This window comes from Bradyrhizobium sp. USDA 4503, from assembly GCF_054055815.1.
In genome coordinates, this window is record NZ_JBSRXS010000001.1 from 7,484,893 (window position 1) to 7,506,882 (window position 21,990).

At 64.6% G+C, this 21,990-nt stretch carries 18 protein-coding genes and 3 pseudogenes; 18 read left to right on the forward strand and 3 right to left on the reverse strand.

The window, feature by feature from the left end; all coding sequences use genetic code 11:
• The first annotated feature begins 68 nt into the window (after nucleotides 1-68).
• Both ACVMIH_RS35590 and ACVMIH_RS35595 read left to right on the forward strand, forming a co-directional pair.
• Nucleotides 69-1,619 carry a pyridoxal phosphate-dependent decarboxylase family protein gene (locus ACVMIH_RS35590; RefSeq protein ID WP_456864929.1) on the forward strand — a complete coding sequence of 517 codons (1,551 nt, stop codon included), beginning with the start codon at nucleotides 69-71 and terminating at the stop codon, nucleotides 1,617-1,619.
• Between the two features lie 572 nt (nucleotides 1,620-2,191).
• A complete protein-coding gene (locus ACVMIH_RS35595; protein WP_456864931.1) occupies nucleotides 2,192-2,359 on the forward strand; it encodes a hypothetical protein in 168 nt (55 codons plus the stop codon).
• A 172-nt stretch (nucleotides 2,360-2,531) separates the two neighbouring features.
• On the opposite strand, the pseudogene ACVMIH_RS35600 reads toward ACVMIH_RS35595, so the two are convergent.
• A pseudogene (locus ACVMIH_RS35600) lies at nucleotides 2,532-2,758 on the reverse strand (phospholipase effector Tle1 domain-containing protein); the annotation flags it as partial.
• A gap of 624 nt (nucleotides 2,759-3,382) precedes the next feature.
• Between ACVMIH_RS35600 and ACVMIH_RS35605 the strand changes: the two are divergent.
• From ACVMIH_RS35605 to ACVMIH_RS35650, 10 genes and pseudogenes are all read left to right on the forward strand, one after another.
• On the forward strand, nucleotides 3,383-4,585 hold the full coding sequence (locus tag ACVMIH_RS35605) for a cytochrome P450 (RefSeq protein WP_456864933.1): 1,203 nt from the start codon (nucleotides 3,383-3,385) through the stop codon (nucleotides 4,583-4,585).
• A gap of 94 nt (nucleotides 4,586-4,679) precedes the next feature.
• Nucleotides 4,680-5,969 (forward strand): cytochrome P450, encoded by a 1,290-nt coding sequence (locus tag ACVMIH_RS35610; RefSeq protein ID WP_456864935.1) that lies wholly within the window; start codon nucleotides 4,680-4,682, stop codon nucleotides 5,967-5,969.
• A 1-nt stretch (nucleotide 5,970) separates the two neighbouring features.
• Nucleotides 5,971-6,279 carry a ferredoxin gene (locus ACVMIH_RS35615; RefSeq protein WP_456864937.1) on the forward strand — a complete coding sequence of 103 codons (309 nt, stop codon included), beginning with the start codon at nucleotides 5,971-5,973 and terminating at the stop codon, nucleotides 6,277-6,279.
• A complete protein-coding gene (locus tag ACVMIH_RS35620) occupies nucleotides 6,266-7,111 on the forward strand; it encodes an SDR family oxidoreductase (protein WP_456866605.1) in 846 nt (281 codons plus the stop codon). The genes ACVMIH_RS35615 and ACVMIH_RS35620 overlap by 14 nt, the downstream gene beginning before the upstream one ends.
• A pseudogene (locus tag ACVMIH_RS35625) lies at nucleotides 7,111-8,455 on the forward strand (cytochrome P450). Before ACVMIH_RS35620 ends, ACVMIH_RS35625 begins: the two are co-directional and overlap by 1 nt.
• A 131-nt stretch (nucleotides 8,456-8,586) precedes the next feature.
• On the forward strand, nucleotides 8,587-9,585 hold the full coding sequence (locus ACVMIH_RS35630; protein ID WP_456866608.1) for a polyprenyl synthetase family protein: 999 nt from the start codon (nucleotides 8,587-8,589) through the stop codon (nucleotides 9,583-9,585).
• 281 nt (nucleotides 9,586-9,866) lie between these two features.
• Nucleotides 9,867-11,417: a hypothetical protein gene (locus ACVMIH_RS35635; protein WP_456864939.1), complete on the forward strand. Its 1,551-nt coding sequence runs from the start codon at nucleotides 9,867-9,869 to the stop codon at nucleotides 11,415-11,417.
• Nucleotides 11,414-12,316 (forward strand): terpene synthase family protein, encoded by a 903-nt coding sequence (locus ACVMIH_RS35640; protein ID WP_456864941.1) that lies wholly within the window; start codon nucleotides 11,414-11,416, stop codon nucleotides 12,314-12,316. Before ACVMIH_RS35635 ends, ACVMIH_RS35640 begins: the two co-directional genes overlap by 4 nt.
• Before the next feature lie 168 nt (nucleotides 12,317-12,484).
• Nucleotides 12,485-12,773: pseudogene (locus ACVMIH_RS35645) on the forward strand (IS5/IS1182 family transposase); the annotation flags it as partial.
• A gap of 143 nt (nucleotides 12,774-12,916) precedes the next feature.
• Entirely contained in the window at nucleotides 12,917-13,300 is a 384-nt protein-coding gene (locus ACVMIH_RS35650) for a hypothetical protein (protein WP_456864943.1), read from the forward strand.
• 255 nt (nucleotides 13,301-13,555) lie between these two features.
• Here the strand turns inward: ACVMIH_RS35650 and ACVMIH_RS35655 are convergent, their stop codons facing one another.
• Nucleotides 13,556-14,038 carry a DeoR family transcriptional regulator gene (locus ACVMIH_RS35655; protein ID WP_456864945.1) on the reverse strand — a complete coding sequence of 161 codons (483 nt, stop codon included), beginning with the start codon at nucleotides 14,036-14,038 and terminating at the stop codon, nucleotides 13,556-13,558.
• 142 nt (nucleotides 14,039-14,180) lie between these two features.
• Complete coding sequence (hisN, locus tag ACVMIH_RS35660) at nucleotides 14,181-14,972, reverse strand: histidinol-phosphatase (RefSeq protein ID WP_229160701.1); 792 nt, start codon at nucleotides 14,970-14,972, stop codon at nucleotides 14,181-14,183.
• Between the two features lie 824 nt (nucleotides 14,973-15,796).
• Here hisN and sfnG point away from each other — a divergent pair.
• From sfnG to ACVMIH_RS35690, 6 genes are all read left to right on the forward strand, one after another.
• Nucleotides 15,797-16,897 carry a dimethylsulfone monooxygenase SfnG gene (gene sfnG, locus ACVMIH_RS35665; protein WP_456864947.1) on the forward strand — a complete coding sequence of 367 codons (1,101 nt, stop codon included), beginning with the start codon at nucleotides 15,797-15,799 and terminating at the stop codon, nucleotides 16,895-16,897.
• Nucleotides 16,898-16,922: 25 nt separating this feature from the next.
• Complete coding sequence (locus tag ACVMIH_RS35670) at nucleotides 16,923-17,831, forward strand: ABC transporter ATP-binding protein (protein ID WP_456864949.1); 909 nt, start codon at nucleotides 16,923-16,925, stop codon at nucleotides 17,829-17,831.
• Nucleotides 17,831-18,721 (forward strand): branched-chain amino acid ABC transporter permease, encoded by an 891-nt coding sequence (locus ACVMIH_RS35675; protein WP_456864951.1) that lies wholly within the window; start codon nucleotides 17,831-17,833, stop codon nucleotides 18,719-18,721. The genes ACVMIH_RS35670 and ACVMIH_RS35675 overlap by 1 nt, the downstream gene beginning before the upstream one ends.
• 3 nt (nucleotides 18,722-18,724) lie before the next feature.
• The gene (locus tag ACVMIH_RS35680; protein WP_456864953.1) at nucleotides 18,725-19,768 is read left to right on the forward strand and encodes a branched-chain amino acid ABC transporter permease; all 1,044 of its coding nucleotides are present in this window, start codon (nucleotides 18,725-18,727) and stop codon (nucleotides 19,766-19,768) included.
• 26 nt (nucleotides 19,769-19,794) lie between these two features.
• On the forward strand, nucleotides 19,795-21,126 hold the full coding sequence (locus ACVMIH_RS35685; RefSeq protein WP_456864955.1) for an ABC transporter substrate-binding protein: 1,332 nt from the start codon (nucleotides 19,795-19,797) through the stop codon (nucleotides 21,124-21,126).
• 61 nt (nucleotides 21,127-21,187) lie between these two features.
• Nucleotides 21,188-21,976 (forward strand): ABC transporter ATP-binding protein, encoded by a 789-nt coding sequence (locus tag ACVMIH_RS35690; RefSeq protein ID WP_456864957.1) that lies wholly within the window; start codon nucleotides 21,188-21,190, stop codon nucleotides 21,974-21,976.
• The last annotated feature ends 14 nt before the right edge of the window (nucleotides 21,977-21,990 follow it).

The following is a 21,990-nucleotide window of genomic DNA, read 5'->3' on the forward strand; positions in this document are numbered from 1 at the left end:
CAGCCGCCGACATAACCGATGCCTTCTCGCCTGTTGCGATGGGCCGGCGTTCAGTAAGGAGCTGACAGGTGCCCGGCACCACTGGTGAAGCGCATCACTTGGCTCTGTTCCCGGCGACCAATGAAAGCACCCGCGCCGCTTTCGTCTACGCCATGGAGCGCGTCATCGATCACGTGATGGAAAGTTGGGACGAGCAATCTGCTCCGACCAGCGGCATCAAGTTTGACCAGCTCAAGCATCTGCTGGCGTCGCTCGACGTTTGCCCGGCCGTCGGCCGCGGTCTCGATGCCGTCATGCTGGAGGTGCGCGAGCAGATCATGCCGCACTTCGTCTCAGTCTCGCATCCTCACTATGTCGCGCATATGCATTCCGCGCCGATATTGCCGTCGTTGGTTGCGGAGTTTCTGATCAGCGCGAGCAACCAGTCGCTGGATTCGTTCGACCAAGGCCCCTCTGCAACGGCTTTGGAATGCCATGTAGTGCGCTGGCTGAGCGATCTCGTGGGGTTCGGCGCGGCCGGTGATGGCGTGTTCACGAGTGGAGGAACGCAGGCTAATCTCATGGGGCTGATGCTGGCTCGCGATCACGCCCAGGCGAGCGAACAGAATACTGTGAGGATATCCGGCTTGCCGGCCGAGGCACGGGGGTGGCGCATTCTGTGCTCGGAGCTCGCGCACTTCTCAGTCGCCAGAAGTGCCCACATCCTGGGTCTCGGCGAATCCGCAGTCGTGCCGATCGAGGCCGAGCGCGATGGCAAGTTGAGCGCGGACCGGCTCGACCGGGCGATACGGTCCGAGGCCAACGGAGGTCATCGTCCGATCGCGCTGGTGCTGACGGCCGGCACCACCGAATGCGGCTCAATCGATCGAATCGAGGAATGCACGCGTGTGGCCCACGGCGCGAACGTGTGGGTCCACCTGGATGCTGCCGCCGCCGGCGCGCTGCTGCTGAGCGATCACGCGTCGCTTTTGCGCGGTGTCGAACTCACCGATTCCGTCTCAATCGACTTCCACAAACTGCTGTTGCAGTCCATCAGCTGCGGAGTCTTCATGGTTCGCAGGCGTGCGACGCTGTCGATCCTCGACCGGTCGATTGCTTACCTCAGCCCGAGCGATAAGGCCGATAGTCTCGGACCGAATCTGGTCGGGAAGTCGTTGCAAACGACGCGCCGGTTCGATGCCTTGAAGGTGTTCATGTCGCTGCGGGCGCTCGGCAGGGAACGTGTGGGCGAACTGCTCGACCTGATGCTAGCGCAAGCGCAATTTGCCGCGGAGGAGATTGAGAAATCGACGGAGCTCGAATTGCTGGTTCGGCCCGAAACCAATATCGTATTGTTCCGATGGCGACCCACTGGGCAGAGCCTACCGGACGCACTCATCAACGAAGTCAATCGGCAGCTCCCCGGCCGCCTCTGGAATGATCGAATCGCCGTCATCGGGAAGACAGTTTACCGGGGTCTCGCAGCTCTGAAGCTGACCCTGCTGCATCCGGAATGCGCGAAAGAGCGGGTCATCCCGGTGTTGGCCGCGATCGAAGCCTGCGCGGGCAAGCTCGGCGCAGAGTTGTGGTCCGGCGCTGATCGTCCGGACGAAATGCTATTGGTCGGAGCAGGCAAGTGACGACTCATGACGGTCTTCTTGTCGAGCGGGTAAATTGGGGCGCCCCCCGATATGAGCATGCACGCCGGGCGGAGTTCGAAATTTTCGGTATCCCCAACCGGTTTTCGACCCCGGACGACATAGCTGCGGGAGAAATGCTTACCTATCGTTAGTTCGAGCGAACAAGCGAATTCTACCTGGCCCGAACGGCGGAGAACGCTGGTGGAGATATCTTCGGCGTCGCGCGCCTCATCCGCCACGATCCGGCGCTGGGAGTTCCGAGCTTCAGCACGATACGGGACGCGCGCAGCTACGCCCCACCGGGTGGAGGAGAGCCTACATGCCATTTGGCCGCTGAATGGGCGAGTTTTTTCGATCAAGTCGCCGCGCAAGATAGGCGCCACGAAGCGATATGGCGACAATGACAAACCCGCCACGTCCCCCGGTTAGACCCCTTACCGAAGGCTACGTCGTGAAGGGCGGCCACAACCCAGGCACGTCTCAAATTCAGACGCGTCCACCAGCGCCAACGCCAATCCCCGCGCCGAGAACGCCGCCAGCCCCAAATGGGCCGCCGTCGGGAGGACGCAGCAATGACCAATAAGCACGTGACAAATGACGGCTACGCGATGGACGGCAAAATCATGAGCCGTCAGGACGAAATCAAGACCTCACAGGTTAAGCAGCGGCCGCCTGCGCCTGCACCGATGGTGAAGGCTCAAGCTCCAACACCGCCACCGCCCAAGCCTACGAAGGAGTAGGGCTGTCGCCGCGAGTGACAATCCACTGGAGGACGCCAAGTAGCCAAGCAATTGCGCTAAGCTGCTTATCCCGCTCCTATTGATCCATCGACGCCTAGGGACCAAGCGGATCCGGATTCAGCTTCAGGAATCTATCGTCTACCTTGATGCCGAAGCGGCCGGGCGCCGTGCGGTCGGGAAAGTTCTCGGCCGCATGCGTCATCCAACCCAGCGAGATGTCGGAGAGCGGGCTTCATTTTCCGGATAGCTACCGCCGACATCGGAGTGGTTTCCGGCGAACCACAGCTGCTGCAGCCAATCCGGATGCTTGATATCGCGCAAGGGCCGCCCCGCACATTCAGCTCGAGAGCAGGCCTTTGTCGGGCACTTGCTGCGCCGGTTGTCGGCATTGAGACTCAATGCCAGAAACCTGACACTACGCCGCTACAAAGTGCCAGCTGAGCCTGCGAATTCACCTCGGCACGCGATTTGCTCTGTTCATGGCATCATCATCAATTGCAGTGTGATGGTCTTCGGGACGGACACGGCGCGCGTCGCTGTTCGCGTTTGGTCCGTTCCGACGTTTTGCTATGGCGACGACTTGGCGTTCGGTTGTGGACCGAGAAAATGCAGGGAAGCGTTGGATGCGGTCTAGAGTTCTTCTTTTGGGAGCCACAGTGAAACTGCCACCGGGAGTGTGCGACTGGTCCGGAGGCTATATTGGCGGACAAGTCGGTGGCGGGTACCTCGAGCCTCCTTCACCAATCCCTACGGTCAGTCGATCTATGGCGATGCCGACAGGTTCTATGTCATCCGGCGGCACAACCCGCACCTGTCCTTCGGCTAGGGGCCGCATTTCTGCCTGAGCGCTGCGCTGGCGCGCCTGGAATTGCGATGCGCCTTTCCCGCGCCGCTCGTGCGGTTGGAGGATCTGCCGCTGACAATCGCCGCGGAGGACTTCGTCTACATCCCGTCTTATGCATTCGCTGCCCGCAGCGCCTGCCTGTCACCTTCCGCCCTTCCATTAGAGAGTGAAGTGCCACCATGTCTGAACAACCCTTGCCGACGCTGCCGATGTGGCGCGTCGATCACATCGAGCCCTCGCCCGAGATGTTGGCGCTAGGCGCGAACGGTCCGATCCACCGCGTGCGCTTCCCGTCCGGACACGAAGGCTGGTGGGTGACAGGCTATGATGAGGCCAAGGCGGTGCTGTCCGACGCGGCGTTCCGGCCCGCGGGAATGCCGCCGGCGGCATTCACCCCGGATTCGGTGATTCTCGGTTCGCCGGGCTGGCTGGTCTCGCACGAGGGGGGCGAGCATGCCCGGTTACGCACGATCGTGGCGCCGGCCTTCAGCAACCGCCGGGTGAAGCTGCTCGCGCAGCAGGTCGAGGCGATCGCCGCGCAGCTGTTCGAGACGCTGGCGGCCCAGCCTCAGCCCGCCGATCTGCGGCGCCACCTCTCCTTTCCGCTTCCGGCCATGGTCATCAGCGCGCTGATGGGCGTGCTCTACGAGGATCGCGCCTTTTTCGCCCGGCTGTCCGACGAGGTGATGACGCACCAGCATGAAAGCGGTCCGCGCAGTGCGTCGCGCCGAGCCTGGGAAGAACTGTGCGCCTACATGCGCGGCAAGATCCGGGACAAGCGCCAGGATCCGGGCGACAACCTGCTGACGGATCTGCTCGCGGCGGTCGACCAGGGCAAGGCGACCGAGGAAGAGGCGATCGGCCTGGCGGCGGGCATGCTGGTGGCAGGGCACGAGAGCACCGTCGCGCAGATCGAATTCGGCCTGCTGGCTATGTTCCGCCATCCGCAACAGCGCGAACGCCTGGTCGGCGATCCATCCCTGGTGGACAAGGCGGTGGAGGAAATCCTGCGCATGTACCCGCCGGGCGCGGGCTGGGACGGCATCATGCGCTATCCGAGGACCGACGTGACCATCGCGGGCGTGGATATTCCCGCGGAAAGCAAAGTGCTGGTCGGCCTGCCGGCGACGTCGTTCGATCCGCGCCATTTCGATGACCCGGAAATTTTCGACATCGGACGCCAGGAAGAGCCGCACCTGGCGTTCTCCTACGGGCCGCACTCGTGCATCGGCGGAGCGCTGGCCAGGCTGGAACTCAAGGCGGTGTTCGGTTCGATCTTCCAGCGCTTTCCCGCGCTGCGCCTGGCCGTGGCGCCCGAAGAACTGAAGTTGCGCAAGGAGATCATCACTGGCGGGTTCGAGAAGTTTCCGGTGCTCTGGTGATGCGCGGACGCCGCCGCGGATCGCGATCTTCTTCGCAATTTGCCGGCGCGCCTGGCGCGCGCCGGTCAGATCAGCCAGCCAACAGGTAACCAAGATGGACGTGCAAGAAACCACGGCAGCATGCCGGGACGCCTTCGCCGAACTGGCGTCGCCAGCGTGCATCCACGACCCGTATCCGTTCATGCGGTGGTTGCGCCAGTGCGATCCGGTGCATCGCGCGGCGTCGGGCCTCATTCTGTTGAGCCGCCACGCTGACATCTACTGGGCGCTCAAGGCCACGGGAGATGCGTTTCGGGGACCGGCGCCGGGCGAACTGGCGCGCTATTTCCCGCGTGCGGCGACCAGCCTGTCGCTCAATCTGCTGGCGTCCACGCTAGCAATGAAGGACCCACCGACGCATACGCGTCTGCGCCGGCTGATCTCGCGCGATTTCACCATGCGCCAGATCGACGACCTGCGGCCGGGCATCGCGCGCATCGTCGCCGCGCGCCTGGACGACATGGCGCCCGCGCTGGAGCGCGGGGAGACCGTGGACCTGCATCGGGAATTCGCGCTGGCCTTGCCGATGCTGGTCTTCGCCGAACTGTTTGGCATGCCCCAGGACGACATGTTCGGGCTCGCCGCCGGCATAGGCGCCATTCTGGAAGGCCTGAGCCCGCACGCCAGCGATCCCCAGCTCGCCGCGGCGGACGCGGCCAGTGCCAGAGTGAAGGCCTACTTCGGCGGCCTCATACAGCGCAAGCGCACCGATCCCCGCCACGACATCGTGTCGATGCTGGTCGGCGCACACGACGATGATGCCGATACGCTGTCGGATGCGGAGTTGATCAGCATGTTGTGGGGCATGCTGCTGGGCGGCTTCGCCACCACTGCTGCCACCATCGACCATGCGGTCCTGGCGATGTTGGCGTATCCCCAACAGAGGCACTGGCTGCAGGGAGACGCCGTGGGGGTGAAGGCGTTCGTCGAAGAAGTCCTGCGCTGCGACGCGCCCGCGATGTTCAGCTCCATTCCGCGTATCGCCCAGCGCGACATCGAATTGGGCGGCGTGGTGATCCCGAAGAACGCGGACGTGCGCGTGCTGATCGCGTCCGGCAATCGCGACCCGGACGCCTTCGCCGATCCCGATCGCTTCGATCCGGCGCGGTTCTACGGCACCAGTCCAGGTATGTCGACCGACGGGCAGATCATGCTGAGCTTCGGCCACGGCATTCACTTCTGCCTCGGTGCGCAACTGGCCCGGGTGCAGTTGGCCGAGAGCCTGCCGCGGATCCAGGCCCGTTTCCCCACGCTGGCATTGGCCGGGCAGCCGACCCGGGAGCCCTCCGCGTTCCTTCGGACGTTCCGCGCGCTGCCGGTGCGGCTGCATGCGCAGCGGAGCTGAGATGCGCGTCGTGGTCGACCAGGATCTGTGCGGAACCAGCGGGCAGTGCGTGCTGACGCTGCCGGGCACCTTTCGCCAGCGCGAATCGGACGGCGTGGCCGAAGTGTGCGTGGCGACGGTCCCGCAGGCGCTGCACGCCGCCGTGAGGCTGGCGGCGAGCCAGTGCCCAGTCGCCGCCATTCGGGTCATCGAAAGCGACGCTGGCGATGACGAGCGCGGCAGCGCCGACCCTCCGCCTTCTCCACGGGAGGCCGAGCCGCATGCCGCAAGAGACCAACGCCATCCAGGAGGACACGATGGGACGGTTTGAAGACAAGGTGGCCGTGGTGACCGGTGCCGGCGCCGGCATCGGCAGGGCATGCGCCCTCGCTATCGCGCGCGAGGGAGGTAGGGTGGTGGTTGCCGACATTGATGGCTCGGCGGCTATCGCCTGCACCGCGCAAATTGCATCCAAAGCGGACCACGCGCTGGCCTTGGCCACAGACATCGCCGATGCGCAGGCGGTGGCTGCGCTGTTCGAAACGGCGGAGCGGCACTTCGGTGGGGTCGACCTGCTGGTGAACAACGCGAGCGCCATGCACCTGACTCCGCGCGACCGCGCGATCCTCGACCTGGACCTGGCGGTCTGGGATCAGACAATGGCGACCAATCTGCGCGGCACGTTGCTCTGCTGCCGGCAGGCCATCCCGCGGATGATCGCCCGCGGTGGTGGCGCAATCGTCAACATGTCGTCGTGCCAGGGGCTCAGTGGTGACACCGCGCAGACGTCCTACGCCGCGTCGAAGGCGGCGATGAACATGCTGTCCGCCTCGCTCGCCACCCAGTACGGTCATGCGCAGATCCGCTGCAACGCGGTTGCGCCGGGTCTCATCATGACCGATCGTCTCCTCGCCAAGCTGGACGAGTGCACGCAATGGCATCTGCGCCGGCACCAGCTCCTGCCGCGCGTCGGCCGCCCCGAAGACGTGGCCGCGCTGGTGGTGTTCCTGCTCTCCGACGATGCTGCATTCATCACCGGCCAGGTCGTGTGCATCGACGGCGGCATGCTGGCGCATGTGCCGACGTACGCCGATGGTGGCAACAGCCGCGCCGCGCGGCCTTCCGGCAAGACCGCCGAAGCGGACGCGTCGCGGCGCTGCTGATGGACATGCTGCTCAACCCGCTGAACCGTCGGCATCGGCTGCGGCACGACATCCCGGTCGTGCCGGGCGCTTTCCCCTTGGTCGGGCATCTTCCCGCCGTCGTCTGCGACCTGCCGCGCCTGCTGCGGCGCGCGGAACGGACGCTGGGTAGCCACTTCTGGCTGGATTTCGGCCCTGCCGGACACTTGATGACCAGTCTGGACCCGGATGCTCTCGCACTGCTCCGGCACAAGGACGTGTCATCGGCGCTGATCGAAGACATCGCGCCCGAATTGTTCGGCGGAACGTTGGTCGCCCAGGACGGCATCGCGCACCGGCAGGCGCGCGATGCGATCCAGGCGGCGCTCCTACCCAAGGGGCTGACCCAGGCCGGCATCGGCGAGCTGTTCGCGCCCGTCATCCGGGCGCGCGTGCAGAGGTGGCGCGACCGCGGCGACGTAACCATCCTGCGTGAAACCGGCGATCTGATGCTCAAGCTCATCTTCAGTCTCATGGGAATCCCCGCGCAGGACCTGCCGGGATGGCATCGCAAGTACCGGCAACTGCTGCAGTTGATCGTCGCGCCCCCGGTCGACCTGCCCGGGCTGCCCTTGCGGCGCGGTCGCGCCGCCCGCGACTGGATCGATGCGCGGTTGCGCGAATTCGTCCGCGCCGCGCGCGAACATGCCTCGCGCACCGGGTTGATCAACGACATGGTGAGCGACTTCGATCGCAGCGACGATGCGCTTACCGATGACGTCCTGGTCGCCAATATCCGCTTGCTGCTGCTTGGTGGGCACGACACCACCGCCTCGACAATGGCCTGGATGGTGATCGAGCTGGCGCGGCAGCCTGGGCTGTGGGACGCCCTGGTCGAGGAGGCGCAACGCGTGGGCGCGGTGCCGACCCGGCACGCGGACCTGGCGCAGTGTCCGGTCGCCGAGGCGCTGTTCCGCGAAACGCTGCGCGTGCATCCGCCGACGCCCCTCCTAGTGCGTCGCGCAGTGCGTGAATTGCGAATCGGCCAGCGGCGCATTCCCGCGGGCACCGATCTGTGCATCCCGCTGCTGCATTTCTCGACCTCGGCGCTGCTGCACGAGGCGCCTGATCAGTTTCGGTTGGCGCGGTGGCTGCAACGCACCGAGCCGATCCGTCCGGTGGACATGCTGCAGTTCGGTACCGGGCCCACACGTCTGCATGGGCTACCACCTGGCATGGCTGGAACTGGTGCAGTTCTGCATCGCCTTGGCGCTGACCATGCACGAGGCCGGGGTGCGGCCGCGGTTGTTGAGCGACGTCGAAAAAGGCCAGCGCTATTACCCGACCGCACATCCGTCCATGACTATCCGCATCGGATTCTCATGAGCTGGCACCGCATGCCCCTGTGGCGAGGCAGCGGTGCCAGCGACGCGCGGCATTGCTGCACTCGGCGCGCGCACGGTGCGATCGGACAACACCTCGGCGGCTCGCCTGTCAGGGACAAGGACATGAACAACATGCAGACCGGTTCCACGCCACAGGACGACAGAACTGGTGATTCCGCGCTCGGCGGATTGGGCGGACAGGCGCGCAGCGCATCCGGCGGGCTGCTGCCCGAGATCTGGATGCAGGACGGCGCAAAGCGGGTCGAACAGGTGCTGGCGCGCCTTCTCTGCGCCGAACGTGACGGTGAGACCGAGCTGATGACGGCGATGCGCTACGCCACCTTGCATGGCGGGAAGCGCACCCGCGCCTTGCTCTGTCTGGCTGCCGGCGCACTGGCCGACAAGCCGGCGCACATGCTCGACGACGTCGGCGCCGCCATCGAGATGATGCACGCTTGTACCCTGGTCCACGACGATCTGCCCGCGATGGACGACGACGTGCTTCGTCGCGGCCTACCGACCGTGCACGTCAAATTCGGCGAAGCTACTGCGATCCTGGTCGGCGATGCGCTGCAGGCGCACGCCTTCCTGACCCTGGCGAGCCTGGATGCGCCGGGCGACTACCGTATCGCGCTCGTGCGCGAACTGGCGCAGGCGGTGTCCGCCGAGGGGGCCGCAGGCGGGCAGGCCATCGATCTGTCGCTGGTCGGAAAGCACGTGGAGCTGGACAGGATCGTGGCGATGTACCGGATGAAGAGCGGAGCGCTAGTGCGCGCGTCCGTTCGTATGGGCGCGCTATGCGCCATCGCGGAGGATGCCGCGCACGCTGCGCTGTACTGTGCGCTCGATCGCTACAGCGCCTGTTTCGGCCTGGCGTTGCAGGTGATCGACGACATTCTCGACGTGACAGCGGATACCGCGACGCTGGGCAAGACCCCCGGCAAGGACGCGGCGGTGCAGAAGCCGACCTGCGCGTCGATCATGGGACTGCAGGCAGCGCGCCAGTTCGCGCGGGATCTGTTGCGCGATGCCGGGGAGGCCATCGCGCCGCTGGGGCCGCGTGCAGAACGGTTGGCGCAAATCCTGCAGCGGGCCAACGCGTATCTGTTCAAGCACGCGCCATGCGCATGAGCGTGCCCGTCCGCTTGGAGACGCTCCTGTGCCGCTGCGATCGGCCGGCGGCAGCGGTGCATGCTGCACTATGTGCGAAGTCTCCGGCGCCGATCGCAGCGGTTGCCCAGCACGGCCGCGGCGCACGCGGGCGCGCTGCCCGCAAGCCTATGCGGCGGGCCGGCGCCAGCATCGGGGCGCATCGCCGCGCCGGAGCGGGACGGCCGTCCGGCACTGCCTATGCGACGGCCTGCGGCGACATGCGCGCGACGTTTGCCCATCCGTCTGAAGGAGCATCCCGCGTGAACGCGCTGTCCGAACAGATCCTCTCCGAATTGCGTCGCCTGCTGACCGAGATGAGCGATGGCGGCAGCGTCGGTCCGTCCGTCTACGACACGGCGCGAGCTCTGCGGTTCCATGGCAACGTCACCGGTCGGCAGGATGCATACGCGTGGCTCATGGCGCAGCAACAGGCCGATGGCGGATGGGGAAGCGCGGACTTCCCGCTGTTCCGCCATGCGCCTACGTGGGCGGCATTGCTGGCATTGCAGCGGGCCTATCCTCTTCCCGGCGCTGCCGACGCAGTCCAGGCTGCAACCCGGTTCCTCCAGCGCCAGCCCGATCCCTACGCGCATGCGGTCCCGGAAGACGCGCCGATCGGCGCGGAGCTGATCCTGCCGCAGTTTTGCGGCGAGGCCACATCCTTGCTGGACGGCGTGGCGTTTCCGCGCCACTCGGCGCTGTTGCCGTTGCGGCAAGCGTGTCTGGTCAAGCTGGCGGCGGTGGTGACGTTGCCGAGCGGCCATCCGTTGCTGCACTCCTGGGAAGCCTGGGGGACGTCGCCGACCACCGCACTCCCGGATGAGGACGGCAGCATCGGCATCAGTCCGGCGGCCACCGCCGCGTGGCGCGCGCACGCCGTGACACAGGGGAAAATGCCGCAGGTCGGGCGCGCCGACGCGTATTTGCAGACGGCATCGCGGGCGACGCGCAGCGGCATCGAAGGTGTCGTTCCCAACGTCTGGCCGATCAATGTGTTCGAACCATGCTGGTCGCTGTACACCCTGCATCTGGCCGGGCTATTCGCGCATCCCGCGCTCGCCGAGGCAGTGCGCGTGATCGTCGCGCAGCTTGACGCGCGTCTGAGCGGGCGCGGTCTGGGCCCGGCCTTGCACTTCGCGGCCGATGCGGACGACACCGCGGTTGCGTTGTGCGTCCTGCGCCTTGCTGGCCGTGACCCGGCGGTCGATGCGTTGCGCCATTTCGAAATCGGCGAGCTGTTCGCCACCTTCCCCGGCGAGCGCAATGCCTCGGTGTCGACCAACATCCATGCCCTGCATGCCTTGCGACTGTTGGGAAAGCCCGCCGCCGGCACCAGCGCCTACGTCGAGGCCAATCGCAACCCGCACGGTCTATGGGACAACGAAAAATGGCACGTTTCGTGGCTGTATCCCACCGCGCATGCGGTCGCTGCGCTGGCGCAAGGCAGGCCCCAGTGGCGCGACGAGCGCGCGCTGGCGGCGCTGCTACAGGCGCAGCGCGACGACGGCGGCTGGGGCGCCGGTCGCGCGTCCACATTTGAGGAAACTGCCTATGCCCTGTTCGCGCTGCGCGTGATGGACGGGAGCGAAGAGCCGACAGGGCGCTGGCGCATCGCGCAGGCGGTCGCGCGTGCGCTGGAGTGGATGCTCGCCCGCCATGCGGCGCATGCATTGCCGCAAACGCCGCTGTGGATCGGTAAAGAACTGTATTGCCCCACGCGGGTCGTGCGCGTGGCCGAACTCGCCGGGTTGTGGCTGGCGTTTCGTTGGGGGCGGCGCGTCCAGGCCGAGGGCGCAGGAGCGGCGCCATGATCCAGCCCGAACGCGCGCTGCAGCAGGTGCTGGAGTGGGGGCGTTCCCTGACCGGGTTCGTCGACGAGCATGCCGTGGAAGCGGTCAGGGGCGGCCAGTACATCCTGCAGCGCATCCACCCGAGCCTGCGCGACACCAGCGCCCGCACCGGCCGCGATCCGCAGGACGAAATGCTGATCGTGGCGTTCTATCGCGAATTGGCGCTGCTGTTCTGGCTCGACGATTGCAACGACCTTGGCCTGATCGCGCCGGAACAGCTCGCCGCGGTGGAGCAGGCGCTGGGGCAGGGCGAGCCGTGCGCGCTCCCCGGATTCGAGGGCTGCGCTGTGCTGCGCGCTTCGCTGGCGGCGCTTGCCTACGATCGTCGCGACTATGCTCAGCTTCTCGACGATACCCGGCGCTACTGCGCGGCGCTGCGCGCCGGACAAGCGCGGGCGGCAGAAGCGGAACGCTGGTCCTACGCCGAGTACCTGCACAACGGCATCGATTCGATCGCCTACGCGAACGTGTTCTGCTGCCTATCGTTGCTGTGGGGGCTGGACATGACGACCTTGCGCGCGCGTCCGGCGTTTCGTCAGGTCCTGCGGCTCATCTCCGCGATAGGGCGCTTGCAGAACGATCTGCATGGACGGGAGAGGGACAGGTCGGCCGGCGAGGCCGGCAACGCGGCGATCCTGCTGCTGCAGCGCTATCCGGCTATGCCTGTGGTGGAGTTCCTTAACGACGAGCTGGCCGGCCATACGCGCATGCTGCACCGGGTGATGGCGGAACAACGCTTTCCCGCGCCGTGGGGCGCGTTGATCGAGGCCATGGCGGCCATCCGCGCCCAGTACTACCAGACCTCGACCAGCCGCTACCGCAGCGACGCTGCGGGGGAAGGCGAGCGTGCGCCGGCCTGAACGCGCGGGACGCGATGGCGTGCCGCACCGCCATCGGTCCGATCCGACGCAACGCCGTCGCCCGATGCGACCGATGGAGCGAACATGAGCGACACCGCCCTGGGCCGGCGCAAGGACGACCATCTGGACTTCGTGCTTGGATAGGCAAACGGCGTCGGCCACGATCGTAAGAACTGCGAGCGATTGATCGACACGATGCGGTGATCGCGCTGTTCAACAAAGTGGTGGAGATCGCCAATGACCGGGGCTGGTTGTCGGGCGAACATTTCAGTGTGGGTGGCAAGTTGATTTAGGCCTGAGCCGGGCAGAAGAGTTCAAGAAGGACGGCGATGACAAGGGCGGCAGCGACTTCCGCGGACAACCGCGCAGCAACCACACGCACGTGTCCATCAGCGATCCGGATGCGCGGCTGTATCGCAAAGGCAGCACGGCGCTTCGCGACATCGGACACGCGCTCCGCTCACTTCTGAGCAATTCGATGGCGGCACAATGGGGCGAGCCTCAAGCGGTCTCTAGAGCCTCCGCCGCAGCTCACAACTGGGGCTGAGATTTTCTTGACAGTACGTGAGTCGCTGAAAGGGTAGGACGAGGCAGGTTGTTATGGTGGGCTACCACACCCGATCAGAATCGATCGTCAGTTCGTCGGTGTACACCTTCACGCTCCTTCATCGATCTCTCCTCGCCAAGGAAACGGCGCAGGTGATCGCCTACATGCGGGAAGGGGACACTCTACGATCCGCTTGGCCCGCAACCTTGAATATCCGCCGCTTGGTGCGGGGCCAAGCCCCCAAAGGCGTCAGGGGGCAGTTCTCAAGACAAACCACGATCTTCTTCAACAATGTACCCTCTATCGTATCAGGCTGGATACTGGCCTGCCAGTTTTTAGAAATTTGGAATCTAGGTATGTTGGGGATGGAGGAGACGCCTTACGTGCCTCTCGATGCGCCGCATTCCCTAAGCGACAACTACGTTCGGATTGACTGAGCGCAGTTGCGGAAAACGTGGCGTTCTGACGAGCTCTGACGTCGACAATCACGCAGTCTGCGTCTACCAGCGCGCAATATGAACCCGGCTGACGACACCCACTTTGGAATAGTCGGCGAGAATAACGCGCTTCCGCGCATGAGCAAACATCGCTCTTGCTATCTCTGCTTCGTCGTGATGTAGCTCATCGAACCAGCGGTCGCGTCGAGACCGAACGGAGAGACCATCGCGAAATCTTCTCGGTAGCGAGCTTTCTCATTGACGGTAATCGCCCCGAGCGTTGCGGGCGGATCGTCTGTCCCCACCCAGGATCACACCCCTGTTTCCGCGCTGCGTGCAATCACCCGCGGAAGTCAAGCACTTGGAGGCATTCAGAGAGTTGGTGACGACAATGAGTCCTTCCATCTGAGCTAAGCGTTGGGCCAGGGTGATTGTCGTGCTTCCCGCGTCGAGAAAGATCGTCTGACCGGCCTCGACCATTGCTGCCGCTGCCTTGGCAATCGCTCTTTTCTCGCGGCTACGTACGGCAGTGCGCAATTGGCAGGGAGCCTTGTCCTTGGCAACCGGAACGACTCCGCCGCGGACCCGGCGGAGTTCTCCGCTTTCTTTCATTTCCATGAGATCGCGGCGTATCGGTTCGAGCGACACTCCAAAATCTTCCGTCAGCCGATCAACGCTTAGCGTGCCGAACGTTGCCAACATCGATCGAATGTGACGCCGTCGTTCCTCTTGCCACATAGATGCTCCCCAGTATCTTAGCAGTTTCTATCGTCGGCTGGCCATAGCGCGATACGACAATAGGCTCGATGCGTCCAACCGACATGATGCTGGCGCCCATCCTTCCACGTAACTGACCGGCTCAGCCGCGCTTCTATCGTTTCTAGAGCAACGGCAGAACTTCGGCGTGAAGTTCTGCCGTGCTTGCAGCGATGACCCGCTTGCCGGAGGTGATCGTGAGCGGCTTGCCCTCCCAGTCGGTGACAATGCCGCCGGCTTCTTCGATCACCGGCACCAGCGCCATGAAATCGTAAGGCTCCATCCGCGTCTCGATGACGAGGTCGATGTGTCCCGATGCAAGCAACCCATAATTATAGCAATCGCCGCCGAAGCGACACATCCGGGCAGTTTGGCTGATGCCCAGGATTTGATCGCGTTCTGATTCTGCAAAATAGAGGGGCGACGTGGTGTAGAAGTTCGCGTCGGCGAGGCGCCTGCAGTCGCGAACTTGGCATTTTGTGCGAATGCCGCTCGAGTTGACAAACCAGCTACCCAGGCCGGTTGCGCCCGTCCAGCGTTCCCGCAATGCGGGCATCTCGACGACGCCAATCTGTGAACGTCCTTGGATAGCGAGCGCGACCAGCGTTCCCCAAAGCGGAGACCCGGAAATGAAGCTGCGCGTGCCATCTATGGGATCGACCACCCACGTAGGCGAATCGAGATCACCCTGGATCCCGTATTCTTCACCGAAAATCGAATGCTCTGGAAATCGAGCGGAAATCGCCTTTCTGATGGCTTCCTCGACACGCCGATCTGCCTCCGTAACGGGGCTCTCGTCATCCTTCGTGTTGATGTCTATCGGCCGTCGAAACCATTCGGTGGCGTGAGAACCTGCGCTTCCAGCGATCTCGAACGCGAAATCGACCAAATCAGACATCGAGTCTGCACCATCCATGCTGGCAACCTCCTGAGCATTACAGATCCAGCTTAAGGTACAAAAGCACATATTGCCATATTGCTTTTGATACCTTGGCTTCGGTTGCCACGCAGAAACCCAAAAACAAAAAAAGCTATCCCGATTATTGCTCGCATCTCTAACCGGACGGCCACTCCGGCCTACCATGCGGTAATAGATATTGGCTTCGACAGAGAAATGCTTTTGGCTTCATCGGGCAATTACCAATCGCTGGAACAATTTGCCGACACCTCCTGGAGGCGCGCAAAACCCACATTGGTCCGTGATAGTCAGCTCCTCATCTCTTCGCGCATGCATGCTCGCCTTACCGAATGGAGCAGCAAGGCTCGGGGCTAGACGCAATACCAGCGCGTTATAAGCGTCGCTTGGTGTTTGGCGGCGCGTTCAATCCGAAGAAAATCGACCGTTCAGCATCAAACGATGCATTTTGCATCAACAAAAGAATACCGCTTTCCCGGACTGGCTGAAAAAGAGATTGCCTTGGACTCGCTCGTCTCTGCTTTCTCTGAGACTATTGATCGTTCGCCGATGCTGCCTGCGAGGGAAATGCGGATGACTTGCAATGGCCCGTTTGACCGATCTCGAAGTCGCGCCGCGCCGCTGACATCGTGTCGAACGGTGTGTTGTTGACGCAGCGAGCGTGTGCCGGCGCGTATCACGGATACTGATCGGCCACCCTTCCCCTAGTTCAAATCTGCCGGCAGCTCGCATGAGCCGCGCTGTAACCCGCTGGATGGGCACCCGCGCGAACGCTTCGTGCTGCCTTCCTCACCCCTTCGCGTCCAACGTTTGAGGCAATTCAAATGACTACCAGCCATGATCAGGTCAAATTCGCTTACTGGGTTCCAAATGTTTCCGGTGGCCTTGTAATCAGCAAGATCGAACAGCGAACCGGATGGGACATCGACTATAACCGCCGCCTGGCGCAGATCGCGGAGCAGGCTGGCTTCGATTATGCGCTGAGCCAGATCCGCTTCACCGCCGGTTATGGCGCCGAGTTCCAGCATGAGCCGGTCGCCTTCAGCCACGCTTTGCTCGCCGCAACCACGAAGCTGAAGGTGATCGCGGCGTTGCTGCCCGGACCGTGGAATCCGGCGGTCGCCGCCAAGCAGATCGCCACCATCAGCCAGCTGACCGAGGGGCGCGTTGCCGTCAACATCGTCAGCGGCTGGTTCCGCGGCGAGTTCGCCGCGATCGGCGAGCCCTGGCTCGACCACGACGAGCGCTATCGGCGCTCCGAAGAATTCATCCGCGCGCTGCGCGGGATCTGGACCCAGGACAATTTTACGTTCCGCGGCGATTTCTACCGCTTCTCGGACTACACGCTGAAGCCGAAGCCGGCGCATCCCTTGCCCGAGATCTTCCAGGGCGGCAGCTCGCGTGCCGCCCGCGACATGGCCTCGCGGGTGTCGGACTGGTACTTCACCAACGGCAATTCGGTCGCGGAGATCAAGAAGCAGGTCGACGACATCAGGGCCAAGGCGCGCGCCAACAATCACTCGGTCAAGATCGGCGTCAACGCCTTTGCGATCGCGCGGGACAGCGAGGCCGAGGCGCGTGCCGTGCTCGACGAGATCGTCGTCAAGGCCGATCCGGAGGCGGTCAACGCCTTCGGTCATGAGGTGAAGAATGCCGGCAAGGCCTCGCCGGAGGGGCAGGGTAATTGGGCGCAATCCAGCTTCGAGGATCTCGTCCAGTACAATGACGGCTTCAAGACCAATCTGATCGGCACGCCGGAACAGATCGCCGAGCGTATCGTCGCGCTGAAGGAGGTCGGCGTCGATCTCGTGCTGCTCGGATTCCTGCATTTCCAGGAAGAGGTCGAGTATTTCGGCCGCCGCGTCATTCCGCTGGTCCGTGCGCTGGAGGCGAAAACCGCCGCGCACGCCCAGGCCGCCGAATGATCGGGAGCCTTTCGACGTGACGGCGATGGCGACGAATGCTGACGTCCTTGCGCTGGAGGCGGCTCCAGCGGAAGGCAAGCTGCGTGCAACGGCGATGGCCGATGCTCCCGATCGGCGGCTCGCGCCGGCCGCCGATCGCGCGGCACGGCCGGTGCTGGCGTTGAGCGACATCGCGCTGACATTCGGCGGCGTCACGGCGCTGCGCGACGTCGACCTTGCGGTCGCGCCGGGTGAGATCCGCGCCGTGATCGGGCCCAATGGCGCCGGCAAGAGCTCGTTGCTCAACGTCATCAGCGGGCTCTATCGGCCCGACCGCGGCCAGGTGTGGCTCGGCGAGCATGCGTTCGTTCAGGTGCCGACGGCGCGATTGGCTGCGCACGGCGTCGCGCGCACGTTCCAGAACCTCGCGATCTTCAAGGCGCTGTCGGTTTTCGACAATGTCCTGATGGGGCTCGCGCATCGTGTCCGCACAGGTTTCCTGCGCCAGATCATCGGCTCGCCACTGGCGCGCCGGATCGAGGCGGAGAACCGCGCCGCCGCCGACGACGTCATTCGCTTCCTGCATCTTGGCGATGTCCGCGAGCGCGCCGCCGGAACCTTGCCCTATGGCGTGCAGAAGCGGGTCGAGCTGGCGCGGGCGCTGGTCGCGCGGCCTGCGCTGCTGCTGCTCGACGAACCGTTCGCGGGCGTCACGTTGAGCGAGAAGCTCGAGCTGTCCGAGCACGTGCGCAATGCGCGCGACAGCTACGGCGCCACCATCGTGCTGATCGAGCACGACATCGCTGTGGTGATGGGATTGTCCGATCGCATCGCGGTGCTCGACAACGGCCGCAAGATCGCCGACGGCACGCCCGACGAGGTGACATCCAGCCAGGCGGTGATCGACGCCTATCTCGGCGTCGCGCATCAGGACGTCACGGAGCTCGCGATCTGATGTTCGACTATCAGTTTCTGATCGAGGTGCTGGTCGGCGGTCTGCTGTCGGGGGTGATGTACTCGCTGGTCGCGATCGGCTTCGTGCTGATCTACAAGACCTCGGGCGTGCTCAATTTCGCGCAAGGAGCGATGCTGCTGTTCGCGGCGCTGACCTTCGTCAGCCTGATCGAGCGGGGCGTCTCGTTTCCGGTTTCGTTCCTGGTCACGCTCGTGATCATGGTCGTGCTGGGCGTGAGCGTCGAGCGAACCGTGCTGCGGCCGCTCGTCAACCAGCCGCCGATTACGCTGTTCATGGCAACGCTCGGGTTGTCCTACGTGATCGAGGGCGCGGCGCAGCTGTTGTGGGGCACGCAGGTTCACGGCCTCGACATCGGGATCAGCGACGTGCCGCTCGACATCGCCGGGGTCTTCATCAGCCGGTTCGATCTGTTCGCCGCAGCAGTCGCAGGGAGTCTGGTGGCGCTGTTCGCGCTGTTCTTCCGCTACACCCGGACCGGGCTCTCGTTCCGCGCGGTTGCCGACGACCCGTTCGCGGCACTTGCCGTCGGCCTGCGGCTGCCGCGGGTCTGGGCCAGTGTGTGGACCGCCTCCGGCATCGTCGCGCTGGTCGCGGGGCTGTTGTGGGGCGCGCGTCTCGGCGTCCAGTTCTCGCTGTCGCTGGTCGTGTTGAAGGCATTGCCGGTGCTGGTGCTGGGCGGCTTCGATTCGATTGCCGGCGCGATCATCGGCGGTCTGTTGATCGGCGCCATCGAGAAGCTCGCGGAAGTCTATGTCGGGCCGCTGTTCGGCGGCGGCATCGAGGCCTGGGCCGCCTATGTGGTGGCACTGGTGCTGCTGCTGGTGCGGCCGTCCGGGCTGTTCGGGCAGAAGCTGGTGGAAAGGGTCTAGGCGATGAGCGCAGCAGCACCGGGAGCACGGCTCGCGCCTGGCGTCGGGACCATTGCGATCGCCACCGCAGCGGTCATCGCCTTTGGCGCCGTTCCACTGCTTGGTTCCGACTATCTGATGGACGCGGTGCTGACGCCATTTCTGGCGCTGGCGCTCGCCGCCGTCGGGCTCAACGTTCTCACCGGCTATGCCGGGCAGGTGTCGCTGGGCTCCGCCGCATTCCTCGCGGTCGGAGCCTATGCCACCTACAACCTTCACCTCCGGATTCCGGAGCTGCCGCTGATCGTCGATCTGGTGCTCGCCGGCCTGATCGCGGCCGCGATCGGCATCGTGTTCGGCTTGCCAAGCCTGCGCCTGCGCGGGTTCTATCTCGCGGTATCGAGCTTGGCCGCGCAGTTCTTCGTGCAATGGGCGCTCACCAAGTTCGGCTGGTTCTCCAACGACAATCCGTCCGGCGTGATCGATGCTCCGGTGCTCAGCCTGGCTGGGCTCACCTTCACAAGCCCGGCCGGGCGCTATGTGTTCTCGCTGAGTGTCGTCGTGGTGGCGACGTTCCTGACCTTGCGACTGCTCCGCGCGCAGAGCGGCCGCAACTTCATCGCGGTGCGCGATCACGAGCTCGCGGCCAAGGTGATCGGCGTGCCGCTGCTGCGCACCAAGCTCCTGGCCTTCGCCGTCTCCTCGTTCCTGATCGGCATCGCCGGGGTGTTGTGGGCCTTCGCCTATCTGCGCACGGTCGAGCCGGCCGGCTTCAATCTCGACCGCTCCTTCCAGATCCTGTTCATCATCATCATCGGCGGGCTGGCCTCGCTGCGCGGCGCGTTTCTCGGCGCCGCCTTCATCGTGGTGTTTCCGCTGATCCTGTCACGCGCCGGCGCGGCCTTGCTTGGCGGTGTGTTCGATTCGGGCGTGCTGGAGATGAGCCAGCGCATCGTCGTCGGCGCGCTCATCATCGCATTCCTGATTGCCGAACCGCGCGGCCTGGTCGCGCTGTGGGATCGGCTTTGGAGCGCCGTCACGCGGCCGGCCGCCATCAGCAACACATGACATTTCGCACCACTGGAGAGTTCAAGATGATTAAATCGAGATATCTGAAATTTGCCTTTGCCGCGGCGGTCGCCTCGGTGCTGGCCGGGCTACCTGCCGCGCGGGCCGACGAGCAGTTTTTCCCCCTGCAAAGCTACCGGGTCGGCCCCTATGCGGCCGGGGGCACCGGCTTCTTCGGCGGGTTCATCGACTATCTCAACCTGATCAACATCCGCGATGGCGGCGTCAACGGCGTCAAGCTGACCTGGGACGAGGGCGAGACCCAGTACGAAGTCGAGCGTGGCGTCGAGGTCTATGAGCGGCTGAAGGGGCGGCCCGGGGTTGCCGCGTGGAATCCGCTGTCGGTCGGCATCGCCTATGCCATGATCGATCGCATCACCAAGGACAAGGTGCCGCTCATCACCATTAATCACGGCCGCACCGATTCGACCGACGGTCGCGTATTTCCCTACGTCTTCCCATTGCTGCTCAATCCCTACAGTGAGACTTCGGGAATCGTGAACTACATCGCGAGCCGCGAGGGCGGGGTCGACAAGCTGAAGGGCAAGAAGCTCGTCGTGCTCTACCACGGCTCGCCCTACGGCAAGGAGACCATCCCGATCTACAAGCTGCTGGCCGACAAGTATCAGTTCAGCCTGGAGCAGATCGAGGTCCCGCACCCCGGCAATGAGCAGCAATCGCAATGGCTGTCGATCCGCCGGGCGAAGCCCGATTACGTGGTGCTGCGCGGCTGGGGCGTGATGAACCCGGTGGCGCTGAAGACCGCGCAGAAGGTCGGGTTCCCCGCCGACCACATCATCGGCAACGTCTGGTCCAATTCCGAGGAAGACGTGATTCCGGCCGGCGACGCCGCCAAGGGTTATATCGCGATCACGACGCAGGCATCCGGCGAGCAATATCCGGTGCTGCAGGAGGTGATCAAGACGGTCTACGGCGCCGGCAAGGGCAATCTCGACGACAAGAAGCGGATCGGCAGCGTCTACCACAATCTGGGAATCGTGAACGGCATCCTCAATGTCGAGGCGATCAGGATCGCGCAGAAGAAGTTCGGCCAGCGCACCCTGACCGGTGACGAAGTGCGCTGGGGCTTCGAGCACCTCCAGCTCGATCCGGCGCGAGTCGAAGCGCTCGGCGCCAAGGATCTGTTCCACTCGATCAACGTCACCTGGGACAATCACGAGGGCGACGGCCGGGTCACCTTCCAGCAATGGGATGGCAGCAAATGGAAGGTCATCTCGGGTTGGATCGCGCCGGACTGGGCCTTCCTTCGCCCGATCATCGAGAAGTCGGCCGGCGCCTATGCCAAGGAGCACGGCATCAAGGTGCGAGCCTCCGGCGACGACGCGGTCAGCAACTGACGCAGCCACAGGCCGCGGGAGCTATCCGGCTCCCGCGTCCTGCAACGCCATGGACCAACAGATGAGTGAAATCCTGCTTTCGGTCGAGGCACTCGCCGCCACGTACAACCACGCGATCGCGGCGGTCAGCGACGTCTCCCTCGCCGTGCGGCGCGGCGAGATCATCGCCGTGCTCGGCGCCAATGGCGCCGGCAAATCGACCACGCTGCAGGCGGTCTCGGCGCTGCTCTCCGCCCGCCGCGGCCAGATCACCGCCGGCCGTATCGTGTTCGACGGGCGCGACGTCGCGGGTCAATCGGCGGCGACCCTGGTTCGCGCCGGCCTCGTGCCGGTGCTCGAGGGGCGGCATTGCTTTGGCTCGCTGACGGTGGAGGAGAATCTCATCACCGGCGCGATGGGGCGTGATGCGCGGCGGACCGAGATCGCCGCAGACCTCGAGCGCATCTATCAGCTGTTTCCGCGCCTGAAGCAGCATCGCCGCGCGCTCGCCGGTCTGACCTCCGGCGGCGAGCAGCAGATGACGGCGATCGGCCGGGCCCTGATGTCGCGGCCCCGGCTCCTGGTGCTGGACGAACCGTCGATGGGGCTGGCGCCGCTGGTCGTCGAAGGGATCTTTCGCGCGCTCAAGCAGCTCAACAGCGAGCAGGGGCTGTCGATCCTGGTCGCCGAGCAGAATTCGACCGTGGCACTGCGCTTTGCCGACCACGCGGTGGTGCTCGAGAACGGGCGCAGCGTGCTGGCAGGGAGCGCAGCCGAGTTGCGGCAGCGTGCCGACATCAAGACCCACTATCTCGGCGGATCGTCGCAGAGCGATCTCAGCCGGAAGCAGCCGACGCAGGCTGTCGCATGATTGCAACCCGGAGG

Excerpts from the sequence above, each read along its gene's own strand:
- ACVMIH_RS35605 (WP_456864933.1), top strand. The coding sequence starts at position 3,383 with ATGTCTGAACAACCCTTGCCGACGCTGCCGATGTGGCGCGTCGATCAC.
- ACVMIH_RS35620 (WP_456866605.1), top strand. The coding sequence starts at position 6,266 with ATGGGACGGTTTGAAGACAAGGTGGCCGTGGTGACCGGTGCCGGCGCC.
- ACVMIH_RS35640 (WP_456864941.1), top strand. The coding sequence starts at position 11,414 with ATGATCCAGCCCGAACGCGCGCTGCAGCAGGTGCTGGAGTGGGGGCGT.
- ACVMIH_RS35595 (WP_456864931.1), top strand. The coding sequence starts at position 2,192 with ATGACCAATAAGCACGTGACAAATGACGGCTACGCGATGGACGGCAAA.
- ACVMIH_RS35675 (WP_456864951.1), top strand. The coding sequence starts at position 17,831 with ATGTTCGACTATCAGTTTCTGATCGAGGTGCTGGTCGGCGGTCTGCTG.
- ACVMIH_RS35655 (WP_456864945.1), bottom strand. The coding sequence starts at position 14,038 with ATGTGGCAAGAGGAACGACGGCGTCACATTCGATCGATGTTGGCAACG.
- sfnG (WP_456864947.1), top strand. The coding sequence starts at position 15,797 with ATGACTACCAGCCATGATCAGGTCAAATTCGCTTACTGGGTTCCAAAT.
- ACVMIH_RS35680 (WP_456864953.1), top strand. The coding sequence starts at position 18,725 with ATGAGCGCAGCAGCACCGGGAGCACGGCTCGCGCCTGGCGTCGGGACC.
- ACVMIH_RS35670 (WP_456864949.1), top strand. The coding sequence starts at position 16,923 with ATGGCGACGAATGCTGACGTCCTTGCGCTGGAGGCGGCTCCAGCGGAA.
- ACVMIH_RS35610 (WP_456864935.1), top strand. The coding sequence starts at position 4,680 with ATGGACGTGCAAGAAACCACGGCAGCATGCCGGGACGCCTTCGCCGAA.
- ACVMIH_RS35650 (WP_456864943.1), top strand. The coding sequence starts at position 12,917 with ATGGTGGGCTACCACACCCGATCAGAATCGATCGTCAGTTCGTCGGTG.
- ACVMIH_RS35685 (WP_456864955.1), top strand. The coding sequence starts at position 19,795 with ATGATTAAATCGAGATATCTGAAATTTGCCTTTGCCGCGGCGGTCGCC.
- ACVMIH_RS35690 (WP_456864957.1), top strand. The coding sequence starts at position 21,188 with ATGAGTGAAATCCTGCTTTCGGTCGAGGCACTCGCCGCCACGTACAAC.
- ACVMIH_RS35615 (WP_456864937.1), top strand. The coding sequence starts at position 5,971 with ATGCGCGTCGTGGTCGACCAGGATCTGTGCGGAACCAGCGGGCAGTGC.
- ACVMIH_RS35630 (WP_456866608.1), top strand. The coding sequence starts at position 8,587 with ATGCAGACCGGTTCCACGCCACAGGACGACAGAACTGGTGATTCCGCG.
- hisN (WP_229160701.1), bottom strand. The coding sequence starts at position 14,972 with ATGGATGGTGCAGACTCGATGTCTGATTTGGTCGATTTCGCGTTCGAG.